We start from the raw sequence: 21783 nt of genomic DNA, 5'->3' as shown, positions 1-21783 counted from the left end.
CGCAAACGGGTGGTTAGTCTCTGACGGGACTAGCCACCCGTTTCGGTTGTAAGGGGCCCGCCTGTGCTGATCGTGACCACCAACGACCTACCGGGCTGGGAAATCCAACGCGTATGCGGCGAGGTCTTCGGCCTGACTGTTCGATCCCGAAACGCGTTCTCGCAAATGGGCGCGGGCTTCAAGGCCATGTTCGGCGGCGAGCTGGCCGGCATGACCAAGAACCTCGCCGAGAGCCGCAACGAGGCGATGGGCCGGCTGATCGCCGAGGCGCGCAATCGCGGCGGCAACGCGATCGTCGCGATGCGCTTCGACACCACCGAGATCGGCGACGTGTGGACGGAGATCTGCGCCTACGGCACCGCGGTCCAGGCGGTGCCGATCACCGATGCGGCGAAGTACACGGCGAATCAGCTCGGCTACGGGGCCGCGCCCCCGCAGCAATGACGGCGGTTTACACTGTCGCTTGCCAAACGAGTGACGGAATCCGGTGAAAGTCCGAAACGGTCGCGCCACTGTGAAAGTCAGACCCGAAGCTCGTCGGACCTAAGCGGGACGCGATATCCCCAGAAGGAGTCAACTGTGTCCGATTCCACCGACATCCGGTCGATTGATTTATCGGCGGCAAGCGCCGCGCTGTGGCTGGCGGCGACCGTCTTCCTGGCGCTCTTGGCGCTCTACTTCGTCGGCGTCGATCAGGGCGCGGTGTCGCTGTTCGGCAGCGACTCCCACGTGCACGAGTTTGTGCACGACGCGCGGCATCTGCTCGGCTTCCCCTGCCACTGACGGCTCCTCGTGGAGAAGCGTCTGATCGCGCGCGGTCTCTTGGCCGGCGCGCTTGCCGCGGTGCTCGCGTTCCTCTTCGGCCGCCTGTGCGCCGAGCCCGTCATCGGCCGTGCGATCGCCTTTGAGGACGGCCGAACCGATGCCGAGCACGCGCACGGCGTGCACGAGCACGGCGCCGAGTTGTTCACCCGCGCGGTGCAGGCAAACGCCGGATTGGGTTTCGGCGTGCTGATTTTCGGCGTTGCGATGGGCGCATTGTTCGCCGCGCTGTTCTGCGTTGTCGCGACCCGCGCGAGAGGCATTGGGCCACAGTCGCTTTCGTTGCTGCTGGCCGCGGCCGCCTTCGCCGCGGTCTACCTGGTGCCGTTCGTGAAGTACCCGCCGAATCCGCCCTCCGTCGGGCAGGCGGACACGATCGGGGCGCGCACCGGCTGGTATCTGGTGGCGGTGCTGGTGTCGGTGCTGCTGGCGATCGCGGGGGTGTGGTTGGCCAGCCGGCTCACCGCCCGGCTGGGCACGCCGAACGGCTGGCTGCTCGCCGCCGGCGCCTACCTGGTGACGATCACGGTGGTGATGGTGTTGCTGCCGGCCGTGGACGAGACGCCCCAGCCGTTGCGTGACGCCTCGGGCGCGATCCTCTATCCCGGCTTTCCCGCCGATGATCTCTACGAGTTCCGGTTGGTTTCGCTGGGCACGCAGGCGGTGCTGTGGGCGACCATCGGCGTGGCGTTTGCGACGCTGGCGGGGCGGCTGCTGGGGGAGCGCGTCCGCAGCGCGTCGAGCACGGCGGCGTGACCGAGGTCGTCAGGCTGACCCTGGTCTCGCACGCGATGACCGACGCGATGGCGGCCGGGCGTTTTCCCGCCGACGAGCCGCTCAACGACACCGGGCGCCGCCTTCTCGAAAGCGTTGCCGCACTTGCGATCGCCCGCGATACGCGCCAGCTCACCGCGCCCGAGCGGCGGGCCCGCCAAACAGCGCAGTTGCTGGGCTTGCAAGCCACGACGGAGCCGCGGTTGGGCGATCTCGACTGCGGGCGGTGGCGCGGCGAGGCACTGGCGAACATCGGGCCCGCAGACGTCGAGGCGTGGCTGGGCGACCCGGCCCGTGCCCCGCACGGCGGCGAGTCGATAGCCGACCTGATCGCGCGGGTGCACGGCTGGCTGGGCTCCCTGACGGGGGACATGTCGCGCGCCGTGGCGGTGACACATCCGGCGGTGATCCGGGCGGCGATCCTGCTGGCCCTCGATGCGCAGGCGAAATCGTTCTGGCGCATCGACATTGCGCCGCTCAGCCAAACCGTTCTGCACTTCCGGGACGGCCGCTGGACGCTGCGGTTGTGAGGGTTATCGCGGTGCGATCAGCGCGAAGACCTGCTTGGCCACCTGCAAGAACCAGCCGGTCGCGGTCGGGCCATGATCGCGGGGCCAGTTCAACTGGAAGCTGACCACCCACGGCTGCCCTGTCTTGTCGACGGCGTACCAGCTGAACGTCAGGTCACCCGGTAGGCCGCCGGCCTTCGCGCCGATGTACGGCCAGACGTTGCGGTCGAGCTGGATACCCGATACGGCGGAAAGGATCTGCCTTACCGGGGCGGCCGCGCCCACGGCGTCGGCCTGCAGCGCCGCGTGGACTCGGCAGATGTCCTCCGCGTTGCCGTACCACTCCGCGCCGTAGCTGGAGGCCGGGGTGTGGGCGCGGTTGGGATCGGGTTGATAGGGAGCCGAATTCGCCTGCGTGAGCAGTCGAGCCCGGTCGTCCGGTGAACCCTGCTTCCACTGGTTGCGCAAATCAGGCTGGCCCCAGCCGACCGAGAACAGCTCGTACATAGTGGGGAAAGGCGTCATGCTTCCCGGATCGTGGTGGCCGGCCGTGGCGAGCGCTTCCTCGATCGCGCGCGTGCCCATCCGCCCGATCAGCAAGTCGGTCGCCATGTTGTCGCTGGTCGCGATCATCTTCTCGGCGGCCGTGCGAACCGAAACATGTGCTCCCGGAGGCAATTCCAAGCCCGAAGAACCGACGGCCCTGCTCTTGTCCGTGACCGTCAGCTGGTCATCCCACGACACCGTGCCGTTTTTCACGGCACCCGCCAGGGCGTGCAGCACGTACAACTTGAAAATCGATGCCAGCGGCAGGGATTCGCGGGTGTTGGTGCCCTGCACCGGGTCGCAGCGACCGTTGTCGACTTTGGAGACCTCGTAGGAGTAGCGGGCACCGGTCTTGCTCAACACCGCGTCGACGTCGTGCCATGACGTGACCGTCGGGGGTTGTGTCTCGAGGTCGAACCGGTCGACACGCCCGTCGTCGTCGGTGTGGATCCGGATGTCTTGTCGCGCACCGTAAGAGGAGATGAGATGCAGCGTGGCAACGCTCGCGCCGATGTCGACGCCCCCGAGGGTGAAGGGGCGATCCCACCACAACCCCTCCATCGTGGTTTCCACCGACTCGACCTTGTCGGGCGCGGCGAGTGTGCGCACACCGACCGGGCCGATGGGCCAGTCGGAGTTCAGCATGTCCAACGTCTGCTGCGCACGGATACCGGGGGGAGTCCGGGTGTCGATCTGCCGTCCCGGGTTCGCCGCGTTCGCCTGCGGCGAGGGTGAGGGCGCGCAACCCGGCGCCAGGGTGACCACCAGTGCTGCGGCGGCGCTCACCGCCGCCGCCCGGCGCCGCGCGGATGGCCGCTTGCTAGCCGGTCTTGTCGTTGGCGGCAACGTCCAGCACAACCTCGAATTCCAGCAGTGTCGCGCCTGTCGCCACGGGGTTGGCCCGGTGGCCGGCGTGGGCTTCGATGGCAGGCCCTTTCGCCCACGCCTGGAATGCTTCATCGGACTCCCAGTGTGTCACCACGAAGTAGCGGTCCTCACCCTTGACCGGACGCAGCAGCTGAAAGCCGAGGAAACCGGGCTGGTTCTCCACCGCGTGCGCGCGATGGGCGAACCGCTTCTCCAGCTCGGGGCCAGCGTCGGCGGGTACTTCGATTGCGTTGATCTTCACCACTGGCATTCCGCTAGGCTACCGCGGCCCCTCGCCCGTCGAACTCGAGGGCGGGACACGCAAGATGGTCTCATGCCCGGCGATCTGCTGACCTGCCACGGCGGCCAAGGCGCACCGTTGGTACTGGTGCATGGCCTGATGGGCCGGGGCACCACCTGGTCGCGCCAGCTGCCGTGGCTGACCCGTTTGGGCACCGTGTACACCTACGATGCGCCGTGGCACCGCGGCCGCGACGTCGACGATCCGTTTCCGATCAGCACCGAGCGGTTCGTGGCCGATCTCGGCGACGCGGTGAGCGGGTTGGGTGTACCGGCCAGGATGGTCGGGCACTCGATGGGTGCCCTGCACTCGTGGTGTCTGGCCGCGCAGTGTCCGGATTTGGTCTCGGCGTTGGTGGTCGAGGACATGGCCCCTGACTTCCGCGGCCGCACCACCGGCCCCTGGGAGCCCTGGCTGCACGCCCTCCCGGTCGAATTCGGTTCCGCGCAGGAAGTATTCGATGAATTCGGACCCATTGCGGGGCAGTATTTCCTGGACGCCTTCGATCGCACCCCAACCGGTTGGCGGTTGCACGGCCACACGTCGCGATGGATACAGATCGCCGCCGAGTGGGGCACCCGGGACTACTGGTCGCAGTGGCAGGCCGTGCGGGCGCCGGCGCTGCTCATCGAGGCCGGCAACTCGGTAACGCCGCGCGGCCAGATGCGCGCGATGACCCAAACCGATTCCGCGACAACGTATTTGGCGGTACCGCAGGCCGGCCATCTGATCCACGACGAAGCGCCGCGGGCATACCGCGAGGCGGTCGAGTCGTTCTTCGCCCGACTCGCCTCTTGACCCCGCTACCCTTCGCCGGCCAACGCGAAGCGGCCGTCGAGCGTCCGCGTTACCAGCCCGTCGGCGAGTAGCGAGTCCAGCGCCCGGTCGCGCTGACCGCAATCGGTCAGCCACGCCACGTCCAGCTGGGCGCGTGTGACCGGGGAATCGTTGGCCCGCAACACATCCAGCAACCGTCCGCGGACCTGACGGTCCGTTCCGGCGTAGGTTTGGACGCGGCGCGCGGGCCCCTGCGCCGGCGGGTATCCGGCATGCCGCCACGCGCACCGATCGAGGGGACACAGCCCGCATCGCGGGCTGCGCGCGGTGCACACCGTCGCACCCAATTCCATCAGCGCCACCGAAAACTTCGGCGCCGTGTCGTCGCGCGGCAGCAGCGCCGCGACGTCGGCGTGGTCGCGCGCCGCGGCTGGCGCGCCCGCATCGGCCAGGCCGTGTACGGCGCGGGCCACCACCCGTCGCACATTGGTGTCCACCACCGGTACCGCCTGCCGATAGGCGAAGCAGGCCACGGCGCGTGCGGTGTAGCTGCCGATACCGGGCAGCGTCAGCAGTGTTTCGACGTCGTCGGGAACCACGTCGCCGTGGTCACGGGCGATGACCGTGGCGCATTCGTGCAGCCGCTTGGCCCGCCTCGGATAGCCCAGCTTTCCCCAGGCGCGCAGCACGTCGGCCGCGCTGGCCGCCGCCGTGGCCGATGCGGTGGGCCAGCGTTGCACCCAATCCGGCCAGATCGCGAGCACCCGGGCCACCGGCGTCTGCTGCAGCATGAACTCGCTGACCAGAATCTGCCACGCGCTGACACCGGGCTCGCGCCAGGGCAGGTCGCGGCGCGACCGGTCGTACCAGTCGAGGAGTTCCTCCGGCGGGACGTTCATTCGCTTGTGCGGCATGATGTGTGCCATGCCCAACACCAGCCCGGTAACCGCGTGGAAAGCACTCAAAGAGGGTAACGAGCGATTCGTCGCGGGCGAGCCCGCGCATCCCAGCCAGAGCGTCGAACACCGGGCCAGCCTGGCCGCGGGCCAGACGCCCACCGCGGTGATATTCGGCTGCGCGGACAGCCGGGTGGCCGCCGAGCTGATCTTCGATCAGGGCCTGGGCGACGCGTTCGTGGTCCGCACCGCCGGGCAGGCCATCGATTCGGCGGTCCTGGGCTCCATCGAGTACGCGGTGACGGTGCTCGACGTGCCGCTCATCGTCATCCTCGGCCATGACAGCTGCGGTGCGGTGAAGGCGGCGATCGGCGCGATCGACGACGGTGCGATACCGGCCGGTTTCGTCCGCGACGTGGTGGAACGGGTCGCGCCGTCGATCCTGATGGGCCGCCGCGACGGGTTGAGCCGGGTCGACGAGTTCGAGGAACGCCACGTGCGCGAAACGGTGGCCCAGCTGATGGCCCGTTCGGCGGCCGTCGCGGAGCGGGTGGCGGCGGGGACGCTGGCAATAGCGGGTGTCACCTATCACCTGGCCGACGGGCGCGCGGTCCTGGTCGACCACGTGGGCGATATCGGCGAATAACGGGCCACTTTGGGCCCGGCGGGGCGGCTTCTTACACGCCGGCCGTCCAGCTAACATCGCGACACGCCGAGGCGGGTCGGGCAAAACCACGTGACCTGGCCCTACGGTGTGAATGTGCTGGATCTGGAACCGCGTGGCCCGCTACCGACCGAGATCTATTGGCGGCGCCGGGGCCTGGCCCTGGGCATCGCGGTAGTAGTGATCGGGATCGTCGTCGCCACCGTCATCGCCTTCATGAGCAACAACGCGGGTGCAAAACCCGCCAACGCCGACAAGCCCAACTCCGCGCAAAGCAAGCCGGGATCGCCCGCACCCCAGGCGCCCCCGCCGGCGGCGCCGGAAGGGCCCGCCCCGGCGCCTGCGCCGCAGGGCCAAAACCCGGAGTCGCCGACACCGACCGCCGCCGTGCAGCCGCCGCCGGTGCTGAAGGAGGGCGATGACTGCCCCGATTCGACGCTGGCCGTCAAGGGGCTGACTAACGCTCCCCAATATTTCATTGGTGACCAGCCGAAATTCACCATGGTCGTCACCAACATCGGGCTGGTGTCCTGCAAGCGCGACGTCGGGGCCGCGGTGCTGGCGGCGTATGTGTACTCGCTGGACAACAAGCGCCTGTGGTCCAACCTGGACTGCGCGCCGTCCAACGAAACCCTGGTCAAGACCTTCACCCCGGGGGAACAGGTGACGACCGCGGTCACCTGGACCGGGATGGGTTCGGCGCCGCATTGCCCGCTGCCGCGGCCGGGGATCGGGCCGGGTACCTACAACCTCGTGGTGCAGCTGGGCAATCTGCGCTCGCTGCCGGTGCCGTTCATCCTCAACCAGCCGCCGGCGCCGCCGGGTCCGGTGCCGGGTCAGCCGGCAGTGCCGCAGCCCGAGGCGCCGCCTGGCGTTCCCCCGGGCCCCGCTCCCACGGGATAACCGAGCTCAGCTCAGGGGGTCGGCGATCGTCGACTCCGCCAGGTGGGACAACCCCTCCCGCACGTGGCGGGCCCACATCGTGCCGATGCCGTCGACCGATTGCAGGTCGTTGGCGCTGGCCGCCAGCAGGCCCTGCAGCGTCCCGAACGCCCTGACCAACAAATCCACGTGGGCGAACTGCAGCCGTGGGATACCGGCCATCGCGCGATAGCCGCGCGGGCTCAGCGCCGAGTCCTGCGCCTCGGCGGTCGTCGGATACCCGAAAACCTTTGCCAGCGAAGTGAAGTCGAGCAGCTCGGTGTCCGACAGGGCGTCCAGCTCGCCGAGGGTGGCGGTGATTTGCGCTTCGGACAGCGGTTCGGGGCTGGCGTGATAGTCGCGCACGATCAGTTCGCGGGCGATGTCGTTGCCGCCCAGCAGCTCCTCGAGCTGCAGCCGCAGCTGGCGCCCGTCGGTGCCGAGCTCGACGCAGTCGTAGTCGATCGCGAGGCCGATCCGCCGGACCAGCTCCAGCCGCTGCACCACCGTCATCGCGTCGCGCAGCGTGACGAAGTCCTCGATTTCGGCCCGCGACAGCTGCCTGCTGACCTCGTCGAGCCGGGCCTTGTAGCGTTCCAGGGTCGCGATGGCCTGATTGGCCCGCGACAGGATCGTGGCCGAGTCCGCGACGACGTGCCGTTCGCCGGCGACGTAGACGGTGACGATGTTCATCGAGTGGCTGACCGAGATCACCGGGTGGCCGGTCTGGATGGCGGCCCGTTCGGCGGAGCGGTGCCGGGTTCCCGATTCGTCGGTCGGGATGGACGGATCGGGGACCAACTGCACGTTGGCGCGCACGATGCGGCTGCCGTCGGTGGACAGCACGACGGCGCCGTCCATCTTCGCCAGCTCGCGCAGCCGGGTCGGCGCGTACCGGACGTCCAGGGCGAAGCCGCCGTCGCAGATGGCCTCGACGTTCTCGTCGTTGCCGAGCACGATCAGCGCACCGGTGCGGCCGCGCAGGATGCGCTCGAGGCCGTCCCGGAGCCCGGTGCCGGGCGCCAGCCTGGCGATGGTCTCACGCAGGGTCGGACGGGTCACAGCGTGCATTCTGCGGCCCGATTGGGCGCTGCGTCTAGCCACTTCTAGCCACTGAGTCCCGGAACCGCGTTGCCGCGGTGGTCGCCGATGTCGACCATGTGCTCCAGCGCGGCGCCGATGGTGGGTGCGCGCAGCGCCCGCATGCCCGGCGGCACGATCTCGCGTCGCGGGTCGTCGCCGTCCGGGATCAGCGCGATGTTGAAGCCCTGGCGCGCGGCTTCGGTCAGTCGCCGTTCCATGCCGCTGACGCGGCGCAGGTCGCCCGCCAGGCCCACCTCGCCGATCATCACCGCCGTCGTGGGCAGCGGTAGCTTCGCGTACGCCGAGGCCAGCGCCACCGCGACGGCCAGGTCGGACGACGGATCGGTCAGCCGCATGCCGCCCACGGTGGACAGGTAGATGTCGTTGACGGCGATGGTCAGCCTGGCGTGCTTTTCCAGCACGGCCGCGATCATCGCCGCCCGCGCGTGGTCGATGCCGCTGACGGCGCGGCGCGGCGAACCGCCGGACGGCGTCGCCAGCAGCGCCTGGACCTCGCCGATGAGCGGTCGCTTGCCGTCCAGCGTGACGGTGATCGCAGTGCCGGCGACCGGCGCGGGCCGCTGATCCAAGAACAGGTTCGACGGGTCGGCCACGCCTTCAATGCCGTTGTCGTGCAACATGAAACAGCCGACTTCGTCGGCAGCACCGAACCGGTTCTTGATCCCGCGAACCATCCGCAGCGTCCCGTTGCGGTCGCCCTCGAAATGCAGCACCACGTCGACGAGGTGTTCGAGTGAGCGCGGCCCGGCGATGGCCCCGTCCTTGGTGACGTGGCCGACGAGGATCAGAGCGATGTCACTGGCCTTCGCGGCGGCGGTCAGCCGGGCGGTGACCGCGCGCACCTGCGTAACGCCCCCGGCGACGCCGTCGGCCTCGGTGGTGGACATGGTCTGCACCGAGTCGACGATGACCAGCGCGGGCTTCACCGTCGCGATGTGGTCGAGCACGGTGTGCAGATCGGATTCGGTGGCCAGGTAGAGCTCGTCGCCGCCGCAGCCGATCCGGTCGGCGCGCAGCCGGATCTGGCCGGCGGACTCCTCGCCGGAGATGTACAGCGCGCGCTTGCCGGACTGCGCCCAGCGATGGGCGACCTTGAGCAACAGCGTCGACTTACCCACGCCCGGATCGCCCGCCAGCAGCGTCACCGAGCCCGGCACCACACCGCCGCCCAGGACGCGGTCGAGTTCATCCACGCCCGTCGACCGGTGCCGACTGACGTTGGGCGCAATGGAATTGATCGGAACGGCTTGCGAGCTCGAGCCCGAACCCAGGCCCACGCGACGGCCGTTACCGCCGACCGCGCTGAGCACCGCTACCTCGTCGACCGTGCCCCACGTGCCGCACTCCAGGCAGCGACCCACCCACTTGGCGGTGACATGCCGGCATTCCGAACAGCGGTATTGCGAGCGCACGATTGCCACGCCATGACGGTATCGGGCCGGACCGACAAGCCCGGCTGCACAGAACGGCGAGTCTTGCCTCAGGCGGGCTGTGGCCCCAGCCCGGCCGAGATCGGCACCAGCACGCTGGCCTGCCCGGCCTTCTCGAAGTTGAAGGTGAAGTTGTAGGTGAGGCCGTTGGTGATGGGCTTGGCGAGGGCGACGGTCGCCTTGGCGGCATTGCTGGAACCGAGGGGTCCCGGCGCCACCTTCGCGCCTTCGGGCGTACCGATGAACAGCATCCCGCCGGCGGGCAACCGCGCGTCGCCGCTGACCGTCACCGTCCCGATGTCGCTTGTCACGCCCACCAGCCGGTCCGCGACGTCCGGCGACTGATTGACGGCGACCAGCACCAGGTCCACCGTTCGGCCCGGCTGAAGGTAGTCGCCGGTCTGCACCGCCTGCATGCGGATGTCGCGCAGCGCCACGTTGTTGATCGTGACTTTGTTGCCGTTGACGGCGGGCTCCTGGGTGGCCATCTGCGAGATCTGCCCGGCGCCGCAACCCGTGAGCGCGACGGCGATCAAGGCGACCAGGCCGATCTTGAAGCGGTTCACTCATTGCCTCCTGCGGGGCCTCGCGCCGTCGTACGGCCGTTCCATCGTGCAACTATGCACAGTAGTAGGAAGGCCATCGGAGCGGTAGCGCAGGGCACCAGACCAGGGCCGCAGGGGTCCGGACGGGGTCCCCGGACAGGTCAGGTGAGGACGTTGGTACTGTGTTCCAGTGCACGTTCTTCTCCGCCTGTCAACCCCTAATCTGCACGTGTTGTGCCCCTGACCTGCACCGTTGTTCCGCATGCGTCGGCCCGCCGTGCTAGCATGAAGTAACGAAAGGGGCTCCAATCAGATGATCTTCAAGGTCGGCGACACCGTTGTCTATCCACACCACGGTGCTGCGTTAGTCGAGGCGATAGAAACCCGAACCATCAAAGGGGAGCAAAAAGAGTATCTCGTCTTGAAAGTGGCGCAGGGCGACCTGACCGTTCGAGTACCCGCCGAAAACGCTGAGTACGTCGGTGTCCGCGACGTCGTCGGCCAAGAAGGCCTCGACAAGGTTTTCCAGGTGCTGCGCGCTCCCCACACCGAAGAGCCCACCAACTGGTCGCGCCGCTACAAGGCGAACCTGGAAAAGCTCGCCTCCGGTGACGTCAACAAGGTGGCCGAGGTAGTGCGCGATCTGTGGCGTCGCGACCAGGAGCGCGGTTTGTCCGCGGGCGAGAAGCGCATGCTGGCCAAGGCCCGCCAGATTCTGGTCGGCGAGTTGGCGCTGGCCGAGAGCACCGACGACGCCAAGGCGGAAACCATCCTCGACGAGGTTCTGGCCGCCGCTTCCTGAAGGCCCTGAGCTCTGGTGGTCGGGGGCACAGTTGTCGCAGTGGTCCCGGCCGCGGGATTGGGGGAGCGGCTGCGGGCCGGCATTCCGAAAGCATTCTGCGAGCTCGATGGCCGCACCTTGCTCGAATGGGCCGTCTCGGGCCTGCTGAAGTCGGGCGTCGTCAATCACGTCGTCGCGGCGGTGCCCGCCGATCGCATCGAACAGGCCAAGCAAGTCCTGGGCAACCAGGCCACCACCGTGGTGGCCGGCGGGGCCGGGCGCACCGATTCGGTCAGCCTGGCATTGTCAGCGCTGCCCGGCCAGCCGGAATTCGTGCTCGTCCACGACGCCGCGCGGGCGCTGACGCCACCGGAACTGATCGTGCGGGTGGTCGAGGCGTTGCGGTCGGGCCACGCCGCCGTCGTGCCCGCGCTGCCCCTGTCTGACACCATCAAGGCCGTGGATGCCAACGGGGTGGTGCTCGGCACGCCGGAGCGGGCCGGCCTGCGCGCCGTGCAAACCCCGCAGGGCTTCGCCACCGACCTGCTGCTGCGCGCCTACCAGCGCGCGGGTACATCCGAATTCACCGACGATGCGTCCCTCGTCGAGCAGCTCGGCGGCCAGGTCCAGGTGGTCGACGGCGACCCGCTGGCCTTCAAGATCACCACCCAGCTGGATCTACTGCTGGCCGAAGCGATCGTGCACCGGTGAGCGATCTGCCGAGGGTCGGGCTGGGTACCGACGTGCACCCGATCGAACCGGGTCGGCCCTGTTGGCTGGTGGGGCTGCTGTTTGCCGGCGCCGACGGTTGTGCCGGCCATTCCGACGGCGACGTCGGGGCTCACGCGCTGTGCGACGCCGTGTTGTCGGCCGCGGGGCTGGGTGATATCGGCGGCGTCTTCGGCATCGACGATCCGCGCTGGAAAGGCGTCAGCGGCGCCGACATGTTGCGCCACGTCGTCGATTTGATCGCGCAGCACGGCTACCGGGTGGGAAACGCCGCCGTGCAGGTGATCGGCAACCGGCCGAAGATCGGCCCGCGCCGCGCCGAGGCGCAGGAGGCGCTGTCGGGTCTGCTGCGTGCGCCGGTCTCCGTGTCGGCCACGACGACCGACGGGCTGGGCCTGACCGGGCGCGGCGAGGGCCTGGCCGCCATCGCGACGGCGCTGTTGGTCCCGATCGGGGATGCCCGCTAGCCCGTCGGCTTTGCCTTCGGCCGCAGATCGGTGACGAAACGCGTGGTACGGGGCAATAATCAACGTGGGCGGGGCTCGATATAGGAGTGCAACATGAAGAAGCCGACAGCCGCGCTATTGACAGCCATGGCACTGGCGGCGGCGCCGCTGGCCCTAGCGCCGGTAGCCCACGCCGATGTCTGCGCCGGCGCCGACGGACGCCACGTGGCCGTGGGTGGATGCAGCCACGTCGCCGGTGATGTCGCGGCCGGCGCGGCTATAGCCGCGGCCACCGAGCCGTACTGGCCGGGTGAGGTGCCGTGTTACTCGGTGGAGGGCGTGCCGTATTACACGCCCGACGGCGACCCCTGCTAACGAAAGGCAGTCCGCCGCTCAATCTCGATCTGCGGAGCGCCGCCGCGGCCCGGCCCTGAGGGCCGGGGAAATCGGAACCAGCAGGTAAGCTGGCACGTCGTGACCGATCGCGCCCGCATGCGGCTCCACGACACCGCCGCCGGTGCCGTGCGTGATTTCATTCCGCTGCGCGAGGGCCACGTTTCCATCTACCTGTGCGGCGCCACGGTGCAGGGCCTGCCGCATATCGGCCACGTCCGCAGCGGGGTGGCCTTCGACATCTTGCGCCGCTGGCTGATCGCGCGCGGCTATGACGTCGCATTCATCCGCAACGTGACCGATATCGATGACAAGATTCTCAACAAGGCCGCCGCGGCATGCCGGCCGTGGTGGGAGTGGGCGGCCACGTACGAGCGCGCGTTCAGCGCGGCCTACGACGCCCTGGATGTTCTGCCGCCGTCCGCGGAGCCGCGGGCGACCGGGCACATCACGCAGATGGTCGAGTTAATCGAGCGGCTGATCGAAAAGGGTCACGCATATACGGGCGACGGGGACGTCTACTTCGATGTGCTGAGCTACCCGGAGTACGGCCAACTGTCCGGGCACAAGATCGACGACGTCCACCAGGGCGAGGGCGTGGCCAGCGGTAAGCGAGATCAGCGTGACTTCACGCTGTGGAAGGGCGCCAAGCCCGGCGAGCCGTCATGGCCGACGCCCTGGGGGCGCGGCCGGCCCGGCTGGCACACCGAATGCGTGGCGATGGCGCACGAGTACCTGGGCCCCGAATTTGACATCCATTGCGGCGGAATGGATTTGGTCTTCCCGCACCACGAGAACGAAATCGCGCAGAGCCGCGCCGCCGGGGACGGGTTCGCCCGCTACTGGCTGCACAACGGCTGGGTGACGATGGGCGGAGAGAAGATGAGCAAATCGCTGGGCAATGTGCTTGCCATCCCGGCGATGTTGCAGCGGGTGCGGCCCGCCGAACTGCGCTACTACCTGGGCAGCGCGCATTACCGCTCGATGCTGGAATTCTCCGAGACCGCCCTGCAGGACGCCGTGAAAGCCTATGTCGGCGTAGAGGATTTCCTGCACCGTGTCCGCAGCCGGGCCGGCGTGGTCGTGCCCGGCGACTGGACACCGCGCTTCGCCGAAGCGCTCGACGACGATCTCGCCGTCCCGGTCGCGTTGGCCGAGGTGCATCATGCCCGCGCGGAGGGCAACCGGGCGCTCGACGCCGGCGATCACGAAGGCGCCTTGCAGCACGCCGGCTCCATCCGCGCCATGATGGGCATCCTGGGCTGCGATCCGCTCGACGAACGCTGGGAATCTCGCGACGAAACGTCAGCCGCACTCGCGGCTGTCGGCGTTCTGGTGGAGGCCGAGCTGGAAAGCCGGCAGATGGCCCGTGAAGAGCGCAACTGGGCTCTCGCCGACCAGATCCGGGATCGACTCAAGCAGGCGGGCATCGAGGTCACAGATACCGCCGACGGGCCGCAGTGGGAGCTGCTGGCCGGTCAAGACAAGTAGGCCACGTAGATGGCCGGTAATTCGCGGCGCCGCGGAGCGATACGCAAACCCGGCACCAAGAAGGGCCCCACCGTGGGCTCGGGCGGGCAGCGCCGCCGCGGGCTGGAGGGGCGCGGTCCCACACCGCCCGCCCACCTGCGTCCGAACCATCCCGCCGCCAAACGCGCCCAGCAGCCGCGGCGGCCGGCCAAACGCAGCGACGAAACCGAAACCGTGCTCGGCCGCAACCCGGTGCTGGAATGCCTGCGCGCCGGGGTGCCAGCGACCGCGCTCTGCGTCGCGCTCGGCACCGAAGCCGACGAGCGTCTCACCGAATCCGTATCGCGCGCAGCCGATTTGGGTATCGCGATCCTCGAGGTACCGCGCACCGACCTGGACCGGATGACCAGCAACCACTTGCACCAGGGCATCGCGTTGCAAGTGCCGCCGTACCACTACGCCCACCCCGACGACCTGCTCGCCGCCGGCGCCAAATCGCCGCCAGCGCTGCTGGTCGCGCTGGACAACATCTCCGACCCCCGCAATCTCGGTGCCATCGTCCGCTCGGTCGCCGCGTTCGGTGGCCACGGCGTGCTGATCCCGCAGCGGCGTTCGGCGTCGGTGACGGCGGTGGCGTGGCGCACCAGCGCGGGCGCGGCGGCCCGCGTTCCGGTGGCGCGAGCCACCAATCTCACCCGGGCGCTTCAGAATTGGGCCGATGCCGGCTTGCGGGTGATCGGATTGGACGCCGACGGTGACACCGCGCTCGACGACCTGGACGGCACCGACCCGACGGTGGTGGTCGTCGGCTCCGAGGGCAAGGGCCTGTCGCGGCTGGTGCGGCAGAACTGCGACGAGGTGGTGTCCATCCCGATGGCCGGTGACACCGAATCGCTGAACGCGTCGGTAGCCGCCGGTGTGGTGCTCGCCGAAATCGCCCGTCAGCGAAGGCGTTAATTGACCGGGCGTCTGATCGCCGCCCTGCTGGCGCTGGCGGCGCTTATTGCGCCGTTGCCGACGGCATCCGCGCAACCCGTCACCTTCGACCTGCAGGCCCATCGCGGCGGGCGCGGCGAAACGACCGAGGAATCGCTGCGGGCATTCGCCAAATCGCTCGAATTGGGGGTCAGCACACTCGAACTCGATGTCGGCATCACCAAGGACGGGCAGCCCCTGGTGTGGCACGACGCGACGATTGAGCCCGAGAAGTGCTCCGACACCGCGCCCGTCGTCGCCGGCGACCGGGCGTATCCCTACGTCGGCAAGCTCGTGCACGAGCTGACGCTGGCGCAGATCCGCACACTCGACTGCGGGCGCCGGCTCGCAGAGTTCCCGCGGGCGGAAGTGGTGCGGGGCAACAAGATCGCGACCCTGCCCGACGTGTTCGCGCTCGCCGACTCGTATCGCGCCGACGTCCGCTACGACGTCGAAACCAAGGTGGAAGCCGATGACCCGAGCAGATCGGCGGATCCGCAGGAGTTCGTCGACGTGATCCTCGCGGCGGTGAGATCGGCGGGCAAGGTCGACCGCGTGGAGATCGAGAGCTTCGACTGGCGCACGCTGCCCATGGTCCATCGCGCCGAGCCGTCGATCCCGTTGGTGGCGTTGTACAACGAGGAAACCTGGGCGCCCGGCTCTCCATGGCTCGCCGGCGAGAACGCCGCGGCGATCGGGGACCCGATGATCGGGGCGTTGCTTGTTGGCGCCGACATCCTCTCGCCGTCCTATCAGCTGGTCGCGGGCAAGCCCTACGTCGACCACGCGCATTCGCTGGGACTCGAGGTCATTCCGTGGACCGTCAACGATGCCGACGCCATGCGTGCGGAGATCGCCTACGGCGTCGACGGCCTCATCACCGACTATCCAACGCTGTTGCGCGGTGTCCTGGCTGAACTCGGAATGGCGCTGCCGCCGCGTTCTCGCCATGTCTAGGTAGCACCGTGACCTGCTTGTATTCAGCGCGGTCTGGGGATTCGACCCGTCCGGTGCCACCTCCGGAAACGGGTTTCACGGTTAGGTACCGCCGCGCGGCCGGATGGGCGATCATGAGTGGGAATTTGACGGCGCAGGAGATCGGCGGATGGTTAGCCCGGTCAGTGAGGCCACCGCACGGTGTGGGCAGTGCGGCAATGACCTGCGCGCCAAGGCTCGCTTCTGCGATGTCTGCGGTTCCCCAGTCGCCCCGAGACCGGCCAGTGGCGAGCACAAGCAAGTAACGGTGCTGTTCGCCGACGTCGTCGGCTCGATGAAGCTCGCGGCGACGCTGGACGCGGAACGGCTTCAAGAGGTCATGCACGAGATGTTCAACCGCGCGGCCTCGGTGGTGCAGCGCTATCACGGAACCGTCGACAAATTCACCGGTGACGGGTTGATGGCACTGTTCGGGGCGCCGGTGGCCCTGGAGGACCACGCGCTGCGGGCATGCATCTCGGCTCTGGAGATCCAATCCGTCACCAGTGAGCTCGCCGCCGAGGTGCTTCGTCGCGACGGCGTTGCCCTGCAGATTCGAGTCGGACTGAACTCGGGCGAGGTCATCGCCGGCGAAATAGGCTCGGGGCAAGGGAGGTACACCGCGGTTGGCCATCCCGTCGGAATGGCGCAGCGCATGGAGGCGGCCGCCCCTCCGGGCGGAGTAATGTGCTCGCTCTCCACAGCTCGCCTCGTCGAGGATGCCGCCCGGCTCGGGCCAGTCGAGGACGTCTTCGTCAAGGGCGCCGACGCGCCCGAGCCCGCGCGGCAGCTGCTCGCCATGGAAGCCGAGCGGATGGTGCTGGGGCGCCAAGAAGGCCTGATGCTGGGCCGCGACGTCGAGATGCGTCGGCTTGAAAGTCTGTTCGAAACCCATCCCGGCTGCCTCGTCGGGATTGTCGGACCCCCGGGGCTGGGCAAGAGTCGCCTCCTCAGGGAGTTCACCGCGGTCGCCGCGAGTCAAGGCGCCGAGATTGTCGTCGCCCGCTGCGAAGCCCACACCAGCGCACTTGCGTTTCGGGCGTTGTCGCGCCTGCTGCGTGCCATGTTCAAGGTGGAAGGGCTCGGCGCCAGCGAGGCCCGCGAGCATACAAACGCACAATGCCCAGGGCTCCTCCGACCGCTCTCTGAAGACGCGCAGATCCTTTTCGAGGCCATGGGCATCGCGGACGCTACGGCTCCTCACTTGGAGATCAGCCCTGCTGGCAGGCGCCGAAGGCTGATCGAAATCATGGCGCATGCTGTTCGGGCTCGGTCCACCCGAGCCGTGTTCGCCCTCGAGGACGCCCATTGGATCGATGAGCCCAGCGACGACGTGCTTGCTGAATTCGTCACCACGCTCGGCGAGACGACGTCGATGTTCATCGTGACGTACCGACCGGAGTTCCGCGGTGCGCTGCACCAGCGGTCGAATCAGAATTTGAGCCTGCAACCACTGACCGAATCGATGTCAGTGCGGCTGGTTGGTCACCTTCTCGGGGGCGACCAGTCGATGGAGGGCCTGGCCGAGCGAATCGCGGCAGCGGTGGCGGGTAATCCGTTCTTCGCCGAAGAGATCGTTCGCGACCTTGCGGGCCGGTACCTACTCTCGGGCAGTCGCGGTAGTTACCGCCTGACGGGTGATGTGAACGAAATCGCCGTTCCCGCCACTGTTCAAGCGGTTCTTGCGGCTCGCATCGATAGGCTGCCCGCAGCCACGAAGTCGATTCTGAACGCCGCGGCGGTAATCGGTAACCATTTCGATGTAGACACCTTGCAAGATCTGTTGCCGGAAAGCATGTCCACGCGTTTGGCCGAATTGGTGTCGGCCGAGTTGATCGATCAAATCGAATTCGTTCCGCGGCAACGGTATTGCTTCCACCATCCGCTGGTGCGCACGGTCGCCTACGAGTCACAGTTGAGCGCCGTCCGCGTGCAGGCCCACCGCAGGTTGGCCGCCGCGATCGAGGCGCGCGACTCCGGCGCTGGCGACGACAACGCGGCACTGATCGCCACACACCTGGAAGCGGGGGGCGAACTCGTCCAGGCCTACCGCTGGCATCTGCGCGCTGCGGAATGGCTTCGGCCGCGCGGTATCCCCGCCGCGCGCGCAGAATGGGAGAGCTCACGCCGCATCGCTGACGGATTGCCCGATGACTACGACGGCGTTACTGAAATGCGAATCGTGCCGCGCGCCATGCTGATCTCTACTGCGCTGTACGTTGGCGACGCCGTCGGCACCGACGAGCTCTACCAAGAGCTTCGTGATCTCACTCTACGATCCGGCGACCTGCCACTGCTCGCGCTCGCCACCGCCGGACGTATCTGGTCGCTCACTGTCAACGAATCCCGGGTTCCCGAGGCCCTCCTGCTGGCATCGGAGCTCGAAGATATGGTCGCCATCACCGTGTGTGACGCGGAGACGAAAGCCATACTCCTCAATTCGCTGGCCTTTTCCCAATTCGCCGACTGCAAATTCGACGATGCATTGCGGGTCACCGACGCGATACTTGCACTGCCCGATGAGGTGCCGAAACACGAACTCGTTGCGGCGCAGGTTCTTCGCGGGGTAATCCAGCTGTGCCTAGGTGACTCCGAGGAAGGCCGACGGCAATTCCGGCAAGGCATCGAGCAAGCACGAACACTGGCCAACCTCAACTACACAATGATCTCGCATTACTCGGGAACCGTTGCGGTGCTAGGTATGTGCAAGGCTGACGACCTGATTGACGAGTCGCGGGAGGCGCTGCGCTGCGCGGAATCCTGGGGCGATGCCAACGGCATCATCGCCACGCTGTGGGCCCATGGAATGGTTCTGCTGCGCGCCGAGAACGGGTCACGCGACGAGGCGATTGATCTGATTGAACGCACGCATAACCTGGTCGAGAAGCACAGGCTGCACAGCATGTTGTCGGCGACCATCGCCGCTGATCTGGCGATCGAAGCCGCCCGCCAGGGGCGGATCGACGAAGCAATCGACAATCTTCGTCCCGCGTTCTTGCGGCAATGCGAGAGTGGTTGCCGAGTCTTCGTGGGCAGCACGGCCGAGGCGCTCGTTGAGCTGCTCGTCGGCCGAGGATCCGTCGACGACCTCATCGAAGCCCACCGAATGGTTGATCGGTGGCACGCGCGGCGGCCCGATATCGCGACGACCGATCTGTGGGGGCTGAAATCCCGAGCGCTGTTGGCCAGGGCGGACGGCAAATCCGACGACTACGTCGAACTGTCCAAGACGTATCTCGAGTGCTGCAAGAAGCTCGATGCCGTCGCTCGCATTCCCGAGGCGCACCGAATGGTCGATGAATCCCTGGCGCTGCGGCGGGGATGACGGTGGCGACGATCCTCGCGTATACCTCGCCCGCGCTAGGGCATTTGTTGCCGATGAGCGCGCTGCTGACGGAGCTGTCGAGCCGCGGACACAGCGTCAGTGTCCGCACACTTTTCGCCGGTGTCGAGATTGCGCGCGAGCAGGGTCTGGCGGCGGACCCGATCGATCCGAACATCGAGGCGATCGAGCTCGAGGACGGGGACGCGCCCAATCCCCGGGTCGCGCTCAAGCGTGGGGTTGCGACGTTTGGCCGGCGCGCCGTGCACGAAGTTGCCGATCTCCGGGATGCGGTAGCGCATGTTCGTCCAGACGCGTTGCTCGTCGACGTGAACTGCTGGGGAGCTCTGTCGGCGGCCGAAGCCGGTGACATCCCCTGGGCATGCTTCTTGCCGTACACGCCGCCGCTGCGCTCGCCCGGTGTGCCACCATTTGGCCCGGGTCTCAGACCGTTGTCCGGCGTGCTGGGCCGGTTGCGCGATGCCGCGGTTCGGACCGTGGTGGTGGGCCCGCTGGAAAGCGTGATGCTGCCACCGATCAACATGATTCGCGCAGACCTCGACCTACCGTCGGTTGCGTCCATGGACCAGTTTTTGCGCGGTGCCCCACTGGTGCTGGTCGCGAGCGGCAAGCCATTCCAGTACCCGCAGACGGATTGGGGTGACGCGGTGCAGCTGATCGGGCCCTGCGTGGTCGATCCGGGGCCGCATGCCGTTCCCGATTGGCTCGCGTCGATCGATCGACCCATAGTTCTGGTCACGACGTCATCGGAGAAGCAAGCCGACACCAATCTCGTCCAGACCGCAATGGCCGCGCTGAGTGACGAGCCGGTGCATGTGGTCGCGACGTTGCCGGCCGGCCGACCGGACGAAGTAGCCGCATCGCCCAATGCGACAGTGCTGCAATTCATCCCACATGGTTTGGTGCTGGACAGGGCGATATGTGCCGTGACACACGGCGGGATGGGTGCAACTCAAAAGGCGCTCGCACGTGGCATACCGGTGTGCGTCGTACCCTACGGGCGCGACCAACTCGAGGTTGCGCGGCGCGTCGAGGTGGCCCAGTGCGGTACCCGCCTGCCGGCGAAGAAACTGTCACCGTCGCGGCTTCGCACCAAAGTTCAAGAAGCGATGACAATGACCGATGGTGCGCAGCGGGTGGCGGCCGGCTTCAAGGCCACCGGCGGGCCGGCCCGCGGCGCAGATCTCTTCGAGCAGCGCCTGTTTGGCCTCTAGGGCCTAGAGGCCCAGCAGCCGCGCCGACCCCCACAGTGCAACGACCGCCACCGACAGCGCCGGGGGCACGGTGCATACCCCGAGGCGGGTGTACTCGCCTACGCCGGCCTCAACATCGTGCTGTCGTAAAACCCTCCGCCACAGCAGGTTCGACAGGGATCCGACATAGGTCAGGTTGGGTCCGATGTTGACTCCGATCAATACCGCCAGGATGACCACCGGGCCGCTGTGCGCGACCAGCGGCAGCAACACCAGCGTCGCCGGCAGATTGTTGACGACGTTGGCCAGCACGGCGGCCACCGCGGCGACCGCGAGCAACGCGGGCAGTCCCGAACCCGACGGCAGCACCGCGGACATCGCCCTGTCCATCCCGTTGCGCATCACCGCCTCCACGACGACGCCCAGCGCCAGCACGAATACGAGGAACGACGGCTGCGCCGAGCGCGCGATCTCCACGACCGAGGTGTGCCCGCGGCTCAGGCTGCGCACCGCCAGCACCGAGGCGCCGACCAGCGCGACCCACGCCGGGGCCACCCCCACGGATTGGCCGACGGCGAACCCGGCGAGCGTCAGCCCGACGACCACCAACACGAACACCGGCGGCCGCGGCGCCGGACCGGTGCGCCGCAGGTCGGGCTGGACGCGCAGGTCGCCAGCGAAAAACCAACGGAACGCCACGTAAAGGACGGCCACGGCCGCCACCCACGGCAACGCCATCGCCAGGGTGAACTTGGTGAACGAGAGGTTGGCGGTGTGAAAGGCCAGCAGGTTGGTCAGGTTCGACACCGGCAGCAGCAGCGAGGCGCCGTTGGCTAGGTGGGCGGTCGCATACGCGTACGGCCGCACCGGGGTCCGCAGCCGCCGGACGGCGGCCAGTACCACCGGGGTCAGCAACACTACCGCGGCGTCCAGGCTCAGCACCGCGGTGATCAGGGCCGCGATGACGAACACCCGCAGCAGCAGGCCGCCCGACCCGACGCGCCCCCGCGCGATCGCCGCGCCCGCGGCCTCGAACAAACCCTCGTCGTCGCAAAGCTTGGCCAGCACCAGCACCGCACCGAGGAACGCGACCACTCCCGACAGCCCGGCGACCTCGTCGGCCGCCTGACGCACCGATATCGCGCCGACCGCGATCAGGATTGCGGCCGCCGGAACTGCTGCGGCCGCTTCGGGCCAGCCCCGGGGCCGGACAACCGCAAAGCCGAGAACGACGGCGAGGAGCAGCAGGCCGAGGGTCAAGGCCATGCGGCAGGGCTCCTAACGCTGAATGCGGTGACGCCGCATGGTACCTGCCAGGGGCC

Annotated in this window: 23 protein-coding genes; 16 read left to right on the top strand and 7 right to left on the bottom strand. The window is 68.1% G+C overall.

Annotated elements, in window-relative coordinates:
- Window positions 1–63 precede the first annotated feature (63 nt).
- The 4 genes from ACQI5H_RS16655 (at window position 64) to ACQI5H_RS16640 (ending at window position 2126) form a co-directional block, all read left to right on the top strand.
- Window positions 64–444: a YbjQ family protein gene (locus ACQI5H_RS16655; RefSeq protein ID WP_076064108.1), complete on the top strand. Its 381-nt coding sequence runs from the start codon at window positions 64–66 to the stop codon at window positions 442–444.
- A gap of 135 nt (window positions 445–579) precedes the next feature.
- The gene (locus ACQI5H_RS16650; RefSeq protein ID WP_076064109.1) at window positions 580–783 is read left to right on the top strand and encodes a CbtB domain-containing protein; all 204 of its coding nucleotides are present in this window, start codon (window positions 580–582) and stop codon (window positions 781–783) included.
- Window positions 784–792: 9 nt separating this feature from the next.
- On the top strand, window positions 793–1578 hold the full coding sequence (locus tag ACQI5H_RS16645; RefSeq protein WP_427080434.1) for a CbtA family protein: 786 nt from the start codon (window positions 793–795) through the stop codon (window positions 1576–1578).
- Entirely contained in the window at window positions 1575–2126 is a 552-nt protein-coding gene (locus tag ACQI5H_RS16640; RefSeq protein WP_427080433.1) for a histidine phosphatase family protein, read from the top strand. Before ACQI5H_RS16645 ends, ACQI5H_RS16640 begins: the two co-directional genes overlap by 4 nt.
- A gap of 3 nt (window positions 2127–2129) precedes the next feature.
- Here ACQI5H_RS16640 and ACQI5H_RS16635 read toward each other — a convergent pair whose 3' ends face one another.
- Window positions 2130–3497 (bottom strand): Cpe/LpqF family protein, encoded by a 1368-nt coding sequence (locus ACQI5H_RS16635; protein WP_427080432.1) that lies wholly within the window; start codon window positions 3495–3497, stop codon window positions 2130–2132.
- Complete coding sequence (gene mhuD / locus ACQI5H_RS16630) at window positions 3472–3789, bottom strand: mycobilin-forming heme oxygenase MhuD (protein ID WP_076064116.1); 318 nt, start codon at window positions 3787–3789, stop codon at window positions 3472–3474. Before mhuD ends, ACQI5H_RS16635 begins: the two co-directional genes overlap by 26 nt.
- Window positions 3790–3852: 63 nt before the next feature.
- Here mhuD and ACQI5H_RS16625 point away from each other — a divergent pair, with 63 nt between their 5' ends.
- Window positions 3853–4617: an alpha/beta fold hydrolase gene (locus ACQI5H_RS16625; RefSeq protein WP_427080431.1), complete on the top strand. Its 765-nt coding sequence runs from the start codon at window positions 3853–3855 to the stop codon at window positions 4615–4617.
- A 5-nt stretch (window positions 4618–4622) separates the two neighbouring features.
- On the opposite strand, the gene ACQI5H_RS16620 is transcribed toward ACQI5H_RS16625, so the two are convergent.
- Complete coding sequence (locus ACQI5H_RS16620; protein WP_427080430.1) at window positions 4623–5522, bottom strand: A/G-specific adenine glycosylase; 900 nt, start codon at window positions 5520–5522, stop codon at window positions 4623–4625.
- Between ACQI5H_RS16620 and ACQI5H_RS16615 the strand changes: the two genes are divergently transcribed.
- The gene (locus ACQI5H_RS16615; protein ID WP_427080429.1) at window positions 5521–6138 is read left to right on the top strand and encodes a carbonic anhydrase; all 618 of its coding nucleotides are present in this window, start codon (window positions 5521–5523) and stop codon (window positions 6136–6138) included. The genes ACQI5H_RS16620 and ACQI5H_RS16615 overlap by 2 nt on opposite strands.
- Window positions 6139–6252: 114 nt before the next feature.
- On the top strand, window positions 6253–7059 hold the full coding sequence (locus ACQI5H_RS16610) for a hypothetical protein (RefSeq protein ID WP_427080428.1): 807 nt from the start codon (window positions 6253–6255) through the stop codon (window positions 7057–7059).
- Between the two features lie 6 nt (window positions 7060–7065).
- On the opposite strand, the gene disA is transcribed toward ACQI5H_RS16610, so the two are convergent.
- Genes disA through ACQI5H_RS16595 form a run of 3 tightly spaced genes read right to left on the bottom strand, consistent with a single transcriptional unit; the run spans window position 7066 to window position 10177 of the window.
- Window positions 7066–8148, bottom strand: coding sequence for a DNA integrity scanning diadenylate cyclase DisA (gene disA, locus ACQI5H_RS16605; RefSeq protein WP_427080427.1), 1083 nt, complete (start codon window positions 8146–8148; stop codon window positions 7066–7068).
- A 35-nt stretch (window positions 8149–8183) separates the two neighbouring features.
- A complete protein-coding gene (gene radA / locus ACQI5H_RS16600) occupies window positions 8184–9602 on the bottom strand; it encodes a DNA repair protein RadA (protein ID WP_427080426.1) in 1419 nt (472 codons plus the stop codon).
- Between the two features lie 59 nt (window positions 9603–9661).
- Window positions 9662–10177, bottom strand: coding sequence for a hypothetical protein (locus ACQI5H_RS16595; protein ID WP_427080425.1), 516 nt, complete (start codon window positions 10175–10177; stop codon window positions 9662–9664).
- 292 nt (window positions 10178–10469) lie between these two features.
- Between ACQI5H_RS16595 and carD the strand changes: the two genes are divergently transcribed.
- The 9 genes from carD to ACQI5H_RS16550 all read left to right on the top strand — a co-directional run bounded on the left by carD (window position 10470) and on the right by ACQI5H_RS16550 (window position 20482).
- Entirely contained in the window at window positions 10470–10958 is a 489-nt protein-coding gene (carD, locus tag ACQI5H_RS16590) for an RNA polymerase-binding transcription factor CarD (protein WP_003419482.1), read from the top strand.
- A 15-nt stretch (window positions 10959–10973) separates the two neighbouring features.
- Complete coding sequence (ispD, locus tag ACQI5H_RS16585) at window positions 10974–11648, top strand: 2-C-methyl-D-erythritol 4-phosphate cytidylyltransferase (RefSeq protein ID WP_427080424.1); 675 nt, start codon at window positions 10974–10976, stop codon at window positions 11646–11648.
- Window positions 11645–12133, top strand: coding sequence for a 2-C-methyl-D-erythritol 2,4-cyclodiphosphate synthase (gene ispF / locus ACQI5H_RS16580; RefSeq protein ID WP_427080423.1), 489 nt, complete (start codon window positions 11645–11647; stop codon window positions 12131–12133). The genes ispD and ispF overlap by 4 nt, the downstream gene beginning before the upstream one ends.
- Before the next feature lie 93 nt (window positions 12134–12226).
- On the top strand, window positions 12227–12487 hold the full coding sequence (locus ACQI5H_RS16575) for a hypothetical protein (RefSeq protein ID WP_427080422.1): 261 nt from the start codon (window positions 12227–12229) through the stop codon (window positions 12485–12487).
- 99 nt (window positions 12488–12586) lie between these two features.
- Window positions 12587–13996, top strand: coding sequence for a cysteine--tRNA ligase (gene cysS / locus ACQI5H_RS16570; protein ID WP_427080421.1), 1410 nt, complete (start codon window positions 12587–12589; stop codon window positions 13994–13996).
- Window positions 13997–14005: 9 nt separating this feature from the next.
- Complete coding sequence (rlmB, locus tag ACQI5H_RS16565; RefSeq protein WP_427080420.1) at window positions 14006–14932, top strand: 23S rRNA (guanosine(2251)-2'-O)-methyltransferase RlmB; 927 nt, start codon at window positions 14006–14008, stop codon at window positions 14930–14932.
- Window positions 14933–15907 (top strand): glycerophosphodiester phosphodiesterase, encoded by a 975-nt coding sequence (locus tag ACQI5H_RS16560; RefSeq protein WP_427080419.1) that lies wholly within the window; start codon window positions 14933–14935, stop codon window positions 15905–15907.
- Between the two features lie 148 nt (window positions 15908–16055).
- Window positions 16056–19250 (top strand): adenylate/guanylate cyclase domain-containing protein, encoded by a 3195-nt coding sequence (locus tag ACQI5H_RS16555; RefSeq protein WP_427080418.1) that lies wholly within the window; start codon window positions 16056–16058, stop codon window positions 19248–19250.
- 2 nt (window positions 19251–19252) lie between these two features.
- On the top strand, window positions 19253–20482 hold the full coding sequence (locus ACQI5H_RS16550) for a glycosyltransferase (RefSeq protein WP_427080446.1): 1230 nt from the start codon (window positions 19253–19255) through the stop codon (window positions 20480–20482).
- 3 nt (window positions 20483–20485) lie between these two features.
- Here ACQI5H_RS16550 and ACQI5H_RS16545 read toward each other — a convergent pair whose 3' ends face one another.
- Window positions 20486–21727, bottom strand: coding sequence for an SLC13 family permease (locus ACQI5H_RS16545; protein WP_427080417.1), 1242 nt, complete (start codon window positions 21725–21727; stop codon window positions 20486–20488).
- Between the last annotated feature and the right edge of the window lie 56 nt (window positions 21728–21783).

This window comes from Mycobacterium heidelbergense (genome assembly GCF_050205645.1).
In the GTDB taxonomy this organism is placed as follows: domain Bacteria; phylum Actinomycetota; class Actinomycetes; order Mycobacteriales; family Mycobacteriaceae; genus Mycobacterium; species Mycobacterium heidelbergense_A.
Note: the sequence above shows the minus strand (reverse complement) of the source record. Positions and strands in the feature narration are given on the sequence as shown.

Coding starts and splice junctions, on each gene's coding strand:
- mhuD (WP_076064116.1), bottom strand. CDS start 3,789: ATGCCAGTGGTGAAGATCAACGCAATCGAAGTACCCGCCGACGCTGGC.
- ACQI5H_RS16625 (WP_427080431.1), top strand. CDS start 3,853: ATGCCCGGCGATCTGCTGACCTGCCACGGCGGCCAAGGCGCACCGTTG.
- ACQI5H_RS16615 (WP_427080429.1), top strand. CDS start 5,521: ATGCCCAACACCAGCCCGGTAACCGCGTGGAAAGCACTCAAAGAGGGT.
- ACQI5H_RS16620 (WP_427080430.1), bottom strand. CDS start 5,522: ATGGCACACATCATGCCGCACAAGCGAATGAACGTCCCGCCGGAGGAA.
- disA (WP_427080427.1), bottom strand. CDS start 8,148: ATGCACGCTGTGACCCGTCCGACCCTGCGTGAGACCATCGCCAGGCTG.
- carD (WP_003419482.1), top strand. CDS start 10,470: ATGATCTTCAAGGTCGGCGACACCGTTGTCTATCCACACCACGGTGCT.
- ACQI5H_RS16575 (WP_427080422.1), top strand. CDS start 12,227: ATGAAGAAGCCGACAGCCGCGCTATTGACAGCCATGGCACTGGCGGCG.
- rlmB (WP_427080420.1), top strand. CDS start 14,006: ATGGCCGGTAATTCGCGGCGCCGCGGAGCGATACGCAAACCCGGCACC.
- ACQI5H_RS16555 (WP_427080418.1), top strand. CDS start 16,056: ATGGTTAGCCCGGTCAGTGAGGCCACCGCACGGTGTGGGCAGTGCGGC.
- ACQI5H_RS16545 (WP_427080417.1), bottom strand. CDS start 21,727: ATGGCCTTGACCCTCGGCCTGCTGCTCCTCGCCGTCGTTCTCGGCTTT.